Below are 8,080 nucleotides of genomic sequence, written 5' to 3' on the forward strand. Positions count from 1 at the left end.
CGGCGCATTCCCGTCCGACCGCTACGCGCTCGAATCGCAGGCGCGCTTCCACGGCTTCGATCCCGCGACCGATCTGATCGAACTCGAACCGGACGAGGCCGACGGCACGTTCTCGATGTCCGCCATTGCCAATGCGATCGAACGCCACGGACCGCGCCTCGCGCTTGTGCTCTGGCCCGGCGTGCAATACCGCAGCGGGCAGGCATTCGACCTCGCCGAAATTGCACGTCTCGCCCACGCGCAAGGCGCGATCGCCGGTTTCGACCTCGCCCATGCCGCCGGCAACGTGCCGCTGCGCCTGCACGACAGCGGCGCCGACTTCGCCGTGTGGTGCCACTACAAGTACATGAACTCGGGTCCCGGCGCAGTGGCCGGCGCCTTCGTCCACGCGCGCCATGCGCGCAGCGAGCGGCCACGCTTTGCCGGCTGGTGGGGCCACGAGAAGGAGACGCGCTTTCATATGGGTCCGCAGTTCGTGCCGACGGTCGGCGCCGACGGTTGGCAGCTCAGCAACCCGCCGATCCTCGGCCTCGCTCCGCTGCGCGCTTCGCTGGAACTGTTCGATGAAGTCGGCATGGCGGCGCTGCGCGAGAAATCGCTCAAGCTCACCGGCTATCTCGACAGCCTGATCCACGCGCGTCTTGCCGACGTACTCTCGATCGCGACGCCGACCGAACCGGAACGGCGCGGCTGCCAACTCTCGCTTCGTGTGCACGGTGGCCGCGCGCGCGGGCGCGAGCTGTTCGAGCATCTTGGCGCTCACGGCGTCATCGGCGACTGGCGCGAGCCCGACGTGATCCGCATTTCGCCGACGCCGCTCTACAACCGCTACAGTGACGTGGTTGGTTTCGTCGAGGCCGTGGAGGCGTGGCGCGATGGCCGCTGAGCGCAGCATCACGCTGATCGGCGCCGGCCTCGCCGGCTCCCTGCTCGCACGCCTGCTCGCGCTGCGCGGCTGGCAGGTCGACGTCTACGAAAAGCGTGGCGATCCGCGCATCGCCGGCTATCAGGGCGGGCGTTCGATCAATCTCGCCCTCGCCGAACGCGGCCGCCATCCGTTGCGTCTTGCCGATGCCGAAGCGCCGGTCATGGCCCAAGCGGTGATGATGCGCGGGCGCATGGTGCATCCGCTGCACGGCGAAGTGAACTTGCAGCGTTACGGCCGCGACGATTCGGAAGTGATCTGGTCGGTGCATCGCGGCGAACTCAACATCACCTTGCTCAATCTCGCCGAGCAAGCAGGCGCGAAACTGCATTTCGACCGGCACCTCGATCGCGTCGATTTCGCCAGCCAGATCGCGTATTTCGTCGACGATCGCGATGGGCGCTCGTTCAACGCGCCGTTCCGCGCGCTGATCGGCAGCGACGGCGCCGGCTCGGCGCTGCGCGGCGCGATCGGCAAAGTGCTCGACCTCGGCGAGCGTGTCGAATTCCTCGAGCACGGTTACAAGGAACTCGAAATCCCACCCGCGGCCGACAGCGGTTTCCGCATGGAACCGAACGCGCTGCACATCTGGCCGCGCGGCAACTACATGTGCATTGCGCTGCCGAACGATGAGAAGACGTTCACGGTCACGCTGTTCATGCCGAACAAGGGCGGCGTTACCGTCGAAAATCCCGGTTTCGATACGATCCGCACGCCGCAGGAAGCGCGCGCCTTCTTCGAACGCGACTTTCCCGACACGCTGTCGTTGATTCCCGAGCTCGAACGTGACTGGGCAAGGAACCCCGCGAGCACGCTGGCGACGCTGCACCTCGAGCGCTGGCATCTCGACCGTCGCGCGCTCGTGATCGGTGATGCCGCGCACGCGATGGTGCCATTCCATGGGCAGGGCATGAACTGTGCGTTCGAGGACTGCGCCGCGCTCGCCGCGCACCTCGACGCACACGCCGACCTCGAAGACGCGTTCGCCGCATTCGAAGCCGAGCGCAAACCGAACGCGCGCGCGATCCAGCAGATGGCGCTGGAAAACTATCTGGAGATGCGCGACCGCGTCGACGACGCCGACTACCGCCTGCAGCGCGAACTCGAACTGCGCCTGCAGCAGCGTCATCCCGGCGTGTTCGTGCCGCATTACGCGATGGTCAGCTTCATGCGCGTGCCCTACTCCATTGCGCTGGCGCGCAGCGAGGTTCAGCATGGAATTCTGGTTCGCGCCACGCGCGGCAAGAATTCGCTCGATCAAATCGATTGGGCCACGGTGGATGCAGACGTTGCCGCGCACCTTACGCGATTGACTGACGTCGCATGAAGTTCACCACGCTCTCAATCGCCCGCAAGCTGAAGTTCTATCAGCTCATCGTCTACGCGCAGGTGCTCGAGAGCGGCTCGATCTTGCGCGCGGCGCAGGCGCTGAATCTGACCCAGCCGTCGGTGACCAAGGTTATCCACGAACTGGAATCGTATTTCGGCGCGCCGCTGCTCGTGCGCGGCAACCGCGGCGTGACCGCGACGCCGCTTGGCGAGCGCATCCTGCAGCGCTCGAAGTCGTTCATCGCCGACCTGCGCCTGCTGACCGATGAAGTGAACTCCTTCCTCGAAGGCAGCGCGGGCCACGTCATCGTCGGCACGTTGATCTCGGCGTCGGCCTGGCTGCTGCCACGCGCGACGCAGCTGCTCAAGCAGAAAGCACCAAAGGTGTTGCTGTCGCTGCGCGTGGGCCAGATGGACCAGTTGTTCCCCGCCCTCGCCGACGGCGAACTCGATCTCGTCGTCGGCCGCATGCCCGACGACTGGAACTGGCGAGCCGAGTCACCCGTGCTCAAGGTCGAGCCGCTCTATCGCGAAGCGCTTTGCGTCGTCGCCGGTGCGCGCCATCCGATGCACAGGAAGCGCAGCATCAAGTTCGCCGATCTGCATGCTTATCCGTGGGTGCTGCCGACACGCGATTCGTTCCTGCGTCGCACTGCCGATGCCCTGTTCGCTGAAGCCAACTTGCCGATTCCCGAGAACATCGTCGAATCGCTGTCGATTCTGACCAACATCACCCTGATGCAGGACCAGCGCACGATCGCGCTGATGCCGCGCGAGGCGATCCGTAATTTCGCCGAGGCCGGCCTGCTCAAGGAATTCGATCTCGGCGGCGTGCTTCACTTCGGCGACATCGGCTGTTTCTATTCGGCCACGCGCGAGCCGACGCCGGCGGCGATGATGCTGCGCGAATGCCTGCGCAGCGCGAGCCGCGAGCACGTGCGCGATTTCGACGGCTCGAAACCGACTTAGATTCCGAAAAACACGCGCGCGTTGTGCGCGCAGATGCGTTGCTTGTCGGTATCAACAAGTGATGCGTGCCCAAGCACGCCGGCACCGATATCCTGCTCGCCGAGCGGGAACGGCGCATCGGAGCCGAGCATCACGCGATCCGCGCCCATCACGTCGACGAGCAGCTGCAACGCGCGCGGATCGAACACGGCCGAGTCGACGTAGAAGCGCTTGACGTAGCTCGACGGCAGCTGCGGGCAATCCTCACGCACGATGTCGCGATGGCGCCAGGCGTTGTCCACGCGACCGAGCAAGAAGGCGAAGCTGCCGCCGCCGTGGGCGAAGCAGAGGCGCAGATTCGAAGGCAATTTCTCGAACGCGCCCGACAGGATCAGCGACAGAATCCCGAGCTGCGTCTCCGCCGGCATCGCGACGAGCCATGGAAGCATCCATTTCTTCATGCGCTCGCGACCCATCATGTCCCAAGGGTGCACGAGCACGGGAATGTCTTCGTTCGCGCAATGCGTGAGGAAGGCGACGAGATCATCGTGATCGAGATCGAGTGTGCCGACATGGTTGCCGATCTGCACGCCGACATGGCCACAGGCCTTGGCCCGACTCGCCTCGCGGCAAGCCGCGTCGAGATCCTGCAGCGGCACCTGTGCGAGCACCTTGAGACGCTTCGGTGCCAGCACGGTCATTTCGATCGCACGGTCGTTCATGCGTTGCGCCCAGGGCAGCGCGCGTGCTATCGGCTGCTCGTAACCGAACATCACCGGCGTCGCGCACATCACCTGCACGTCGACGCCCTGTTCGTCGAGATAATCGGTACGGCGCGAGGAATCCCACAACACATCGTCGACCGGACGGAACGCCTTCTCGCCAACCATGATCTGTCCACTGCGACCTTCGGTGTGCAGCCATGGTGCGCGCTGCGGGCACAGCTGCGCCGCCTCGCGCCGGTCGATGCGCGGGAAGAAATGCGAGTGCATGTCGATTTTCATGACTGTCCCTGTTTGTGCATCGGCGCGTACGCCACGGCCTTGATCTCGATGCGCAGGTGCGGATGCGGCAATTGATGCACCGCCACCGTCGTGCGCGCGGGGCCGGCTTCATCGAAGTACTCGGCGTAGACCTCGTTGTAGCCGCCAAAGTCGTTCATGTCGACGAGGAAACTCGATATCTCGACAACGTCGGCCAGCGTCGCGCTTTCGCTCGCGAGTATGTCGCGGATGTTCTCGATCACTGCGCGCGTCTGCTCGCGAATATCGAGCTTCGTCGTGCCTATCGCATCGACTGTCGCACCAGCGATGCTGTTGTCCGCGCGGCGCGAACTCGTGCCCGAGACGAACAGGAAGTCGCCGGCGCGCTTGATGTGCGGAAAGCGCCCGCGCGGCTTCGCCTTGCCTTGCACCACGGTGGCTCGCTGGTCGTTCATGTCATGCCTCAAGGGTTGACGCACACGGTCGTCAGTTCGGAATAGAAATCGAGCGAATGCCGCCCGCCTTCGCGGCCGATACCCGACAAGCCCACGCCGCCGAACGGCGTGCGCAGGTCACGCAGGAACCACGTGTTGACCCAGACCATGCCGACGCGAAAACGCCGCGAGAGCGCGTGTGCGCGCTTCAGATCGCGGGTCCACAGCGCCGCACAGAGACCGTACTCGGAATCGTTGACCCGGCGTACGACCTCGTCTTCGGAATCGAACGGCGCGACGTGGCAGACCGGGCCGAACACTTCCTCGCGCACGCAACGCGCGCCGTCGTCGAGTCCGGTCCAGATCGTCGGCTGCACCCAGGCGCCGTCGTCACGCGCATCGCCGAAACGCGGCACGCCGCCGCCGATCACCACGGTCGCGCCCTCGGCGCGCGCGAGCGTGAAGTAGTCGAGTACCTTGTCGCGGTGCGCGCGCGAGATCAGCGGCCCCATGTCGACGCCCTCTTCGTCCGGCGAGCCGATCTTGAGCTTTTCCGCGCCCGACTTCAGCGCATCGATGAAGCGCGCGAAAATCGGGCGCTCGACGTAGACGCGCTCGGAGCAGAGACAGACCTGGCCTGAGTTGGTGAAGCTCGAGCGCAGCACGCCGGCGACGGCCTTGTCGAAGTCGGCATCGGCGAACACCACGGCGGCGTTCTTGCCGCCGAGTTCGAACGACACCTCGCGCACGCCTGCCGCCGCGACGCGCATGATCGCCTCGCCTGTGCGCGACTCGCCGGTGAAGGTGATCGCGTCGACGCCCGGATGACGCGTCAGAAATTCTCCCGTCGAATCGGGACCAAAGCCGTGCACGAGGTTGAAGGCCCCGGCCGGCAATTCCGCTTCGTGGATCACCTCGGCGAGCAAGGTCGCGCTGGTCGGCGTTTCCTCCGATGGCTTGGCGACGACACAATTACCGCAAGCCAGCGCCGGCGCGACTTTCCAGGTCAGCAGCAACAGCGGCAGGTTCCACGGCGAAATCACCGCGACGACACCATGTGGCTTGCGCACGGTATAGCTGAAGACATCGTTGCCGTCAGCGGCCCGCATCTCGTAGAACTCGCTGCCGGCCTGGCGGACCAACTCGGCGAACGTGCGGAAATTCTGCACACCTCGCGCGACATCGAGCGTGCGTGCCTGCTTTACCGAGCGCCCCGTGTCGGCCACCTCGGCCGCGACGAACTCCTCGAAACGCCGTTCGATGCCGGCCGCGATGCGCAGCAATGTATCGGCGCGTTCACCCGCGCTGGTGCGGCCCCAGGCGCTTGCCTGCGCGGCCCGCGCCGCCAACACGGCGCGGTTCACCGTATCGCCATCGGCCTCGCAGACCTGGCCGAGCACGCGACCATCGACCGGCGAAATGTTCGCGAAGCGCTTTTCACTGGCGACGAATTCGCCGTCGATGTAATGACGCAACAGGGGCAGCGAAGACGGCACCAAGGCTTCCACGAAAGGACTTGTGGAGCCAGTCTAGGCGCCTGCGCCCAGCGCGGATAATAGAAATGCGGCCGCCAGCTATTCGTCGCGGGAATACTGCGCGAGCAGCGGTGCCCTAGTCGTCCTGGAACTTGCCCAAGGCCGCGCCACGGGCTTTTCGCACCGCGTCGAGCTTCTCGCGAATCTTCGCTTCGAGGCCGCGCTCGGCGGGACGGTAGAACTCGCGGCCGACCAGCGCATCGGGCAGGCATTGCTGATCGTAGGCAATGCCGCCTTCGACGTCGGGATCGTATTGATAACCCTTGCCGTAGCCGAGCCCTTTCATGAGCTTGGTCGGCGCATTGCGCAGATGCATCGGCACCTCGAGTGTGCCGGTTTCGCCGATCAGCTTTTTCACCTCGCCGTATGCCGCATAAGCCGCGTTGCTCTTCGCCGCGATCGCCAGATAGATCGCTACTTCGGCCAGCGCAAGTTCGCCTTCGGGCGAACCGAGGCGGTCGAAGGTGTCCCAGGCTTCGAGCGCGAGCGTCAGTGCACGCGGATCGGCAAGACCGATGTCCTCGATCGCCATGCGTGTGAGCCGGCGCGCGAGGTAGGCCGGATCAACGCCGCCATCAAGCATGCGCGTGCACCAGTACAGCGCCGCGTCGGCGTCGGACGAGCGCACCGATTTGTGCAAGGCCGAAATCTGGTCGTAGAACTGCTCGCCACCCTTGTCGAAGCGGCGCGTGCGATCTGCGAGCACCTGGCCCAGCGTCGCTTCATCGATGACGTTTTCGTGGGCGACGTCGGCGGCGATTTCGAGCAAAGTCAGCGCACGGCGCACATCGCCATCGGCAGCTTGGGCGATCAGGCGCAGTGCATCGTCACCGACCTTCAGATGCAAGCCGCCCAGCCCGCGCTCCTCGTCGTGCAACGCACGCTTGAGCGCCTCGACAATCGCTTCGATCGATACCGCGTCCATCACATGCACGCGGCAACGCGAAAGCAGCGCCGAGTTGAGTTCGAATGAAGGATTCTCCGTCGTCGCACCGACGAACAGGATCACGCCTTTCTCGATGTGCGGCAGGAACGCATCCTGCTGCGCCTTGTTGAAGCGATGCACCTCGTCGACGAACAGCACGCTGCGCTCGCCCTGAGCGAAGGCGACTTCCGCTTCGGCAAGCGCAGCGCGCACGTCGGCGAGACCGGACAGCACCGCCGAAATCGCCTTGAAGCGCGCATTCGCATATTTCGCGAGCAGCAGGGCCAGCGTCGTTTTGCCGCAGCCGGGCGGCCCCCACAGCACCATCGAGTGCACGTGGCCCGCTTCGATCGCCCGGCGCAGCGCCGTACCCGGACCGAGGAGGCGCGCCTGGCCGACGATTTCGTCGAGCGTGCGCGGGCGCATGCGTTCGGCGAGCGGCTTCAGGCCTTCGGGTTCTGCGAACAATTGCGCGCTGGTTTCCGCTTTGCGACGTGGCATTTGCGCATGATACGCGATGCGCCTTGCGCTATGATTTGCCGCCATGTCGCATACCGCCGCCTTCTCGCCGAACTGGACGCCCTACGAGCCGAAGTTGTGGACGGTGCTCAAGCGCGGCTACAGCCTCGATGCGTTTCGCCACGACGCCGTGGCCGGGCTCACCGTGGCCGTCGTCGCCCTGCCGCTGGCGATGGCGCTGGCGATCGCCTCGGGCACGACGCCGGAAAAAGGCCTGCACACGGCGATCATTGCCGGCTTCCTGATTTCCTTCCTCGGCGGCTCGCGCGTGCAGATCGGCGGGCCGACGGCGGCATTCATCCCGGTCGTGTTCAACGTGATCGAGAAGTTCGGCTACGGTGGCTTGATTCTTTGCACACTGCTCGCCGGCTTCATGCTGATCGCCGCAGGCGTGCTGCGCATCGGCACCTTGCTCAAGTACATACCGAAGCCGGTGATCACCGGCTTCACCGCGGGCATCGCGGTGAGCATTTTCGCCAGCC

Annotated in this window: 8 protein-coding genes; 4 read left to right on the top strand and 4 right to left on the bottom strand. The window is 65.2% G+C overall.

The genetic code is table 11. From position 1 onward, the window contains the following. The 3 genes from kynU to VF497_RS00275 all read left to right on the top strand — a co-directional run. Window positions 1-886, top strand: an 886-nt coding sequence (kynU, locus tag VF497_RS00265; RefSeq protein WP_330885078.1) for a kynureninase, incomplete at its 5' end; no start/stop codon positions are given. Next, window positions 876-2,252 carry an FAD-dependent oxidoreductase gene (locus VF497_RS00270; protein ID WP_330885080.1) on the top strand — a complete coding sequence of 459 codons (1,377 nt, stop codon included), beginning with the start codon at window positions 876-878 and terminating at the stop codon, window positions 2,250-2,252. The genes kynU and VF497_RS00270, both read left to right, overlap by 11 nt. Beyond that, window positions 2,249-3,223 (top strand): LysR substrate-binding domain-containing protein, encoded by a 975-nt coding sequence (locus VF497_RS00275; RefSeq protein ID WP_330885082.1) that lies wholly within the window; start codon window positions 2,249-2,251, stop codon window positions 3,221-3,223. The genes VF497_RS00270 and VF497_RS00275 overlap by 4 nt, the downstream gene beginning before the upstream one ends. On the opposite strand, the gene VF497_RS00280 is transcribed toward VF497_RS00275, so the two are convergent. The 4 genes from VF497_RS00280 to VF497_RS00295 all read right to left on the bottom strand — a co-directional run bounded on the left by VF497_RS00280 (window position 3,220) and on the right by VF497_RS00295 (window position 7,580). Continuing rightward, window positions 3,220-4,206: an amidohydrolase family protein gene (locus tag VF497_RS00280; RefSeq protein WP_330885086.1), complete on the bottom strand. Its 987-nt coding sequence runs from the start codon at window positions 4,204-4,206 to the stop codon at window positions 3,220-3,222. The two genes, VF497_RS00275 and VF497_RS00280, sit on opposite strands and share 4 nt — an antisense overlap. Beyond that, on the bottom strand, window positions 4,203-4,640 hold the full coding sequence (locus VF497_RS00285; protein ID WP_330885088.1) for a RidA family protein: 438 nt from the start codon (window positions 4,638-4,640) through the stop codon (window positions 4,203-4,205). Before VF497_RS00285 ends, VF497_RS00280 begins: the two co-directional genes overlap by 4 nt. 8 nt (window positions 4,641-4,648) lie before the next feature. Then, entirely contained in the window at window positions 4,649-6,127 is a 1,479-nt protein-coding gene (locus VF497_RS00290) for a 2-hydroxymuconic semialdehyde dehydrogenase (RefSeq protein WP_330885090.1), read from the bottom strand. Window positions 6,128-6,230: 103 nt separating this feature from the next. After that, window positions 6,231-7,580, bottom strand: coding sequence for a replication-associated recombination protein A (locus VF497_RS00295; RefSeq protein ID WP_330885093.1), 1,350 nt, complete (start codon window positions 7,578-7,580; stop codon window positions 6,231-6,233). A gap of 43 nt (window positions 7,581-7,623) precedes the next feature. On the opposite strand from VF497_RS00295, the gene VF497_RS00300 reads away from it, so the two are divergent. After that, window positions 7,624-8,080 (top strand): SulP family inorganic anion transporter (locus tag VF497_RS00300; RefSeq protein WP_330885094.1); only part of this gene is annotated, 457 nt, incomplete at its 3' end.

This window comes from Rudaea sp., from assembly GCF_036383415.1.
In the GTDB taxonomy this organism is placed as follows: domain Bacteria; phylum Pseudomonadota; class Gammaproteobacteria; order Xanthomonadales; family Rhodanobacteraceae; genus Rudaea.

Excerpts from the sequence above, each read along its gene's own strand:
- VF497_RS00280 (WP_330885086.1), bottom strand. The coding sequence starts at position 4,206 with ATGAAAATCGACATGCACTCGCATTTCTTCCCGCGCATCGACCGGCGC.
- VF497_RS00295 (WP_330885093.1), bottom strand. The coding sequence starts at position 7,580 with ATGCCACGTCGCAAAGCGGAAACCAGCGCGCAATTGTTCGCAGAACCC.
- VF497_RS00270 (WP_330885080.1), top strand. The coding sequence starts at position 876 with ATGGCCGCTGAGCGCAGCATCACGCTGATCGGCGCCGGCCTCGCCGGC.
- VF497_RS00285 (WP_330885088.1), bottom strand. The coding sequence starts at position 4,640 with ATGAACGACCAGCGAGCCACCGTGGTGCAAGGCAAGGCGAAGCCGCGC.
- VF497_RS00275 (WP_330885082.1), top strand. The coding sequence starts at position 2,249 with ATGAAGTTCACCACGCTCTCAATCGCCCGCAAGCTGAAGTTCTATCAG.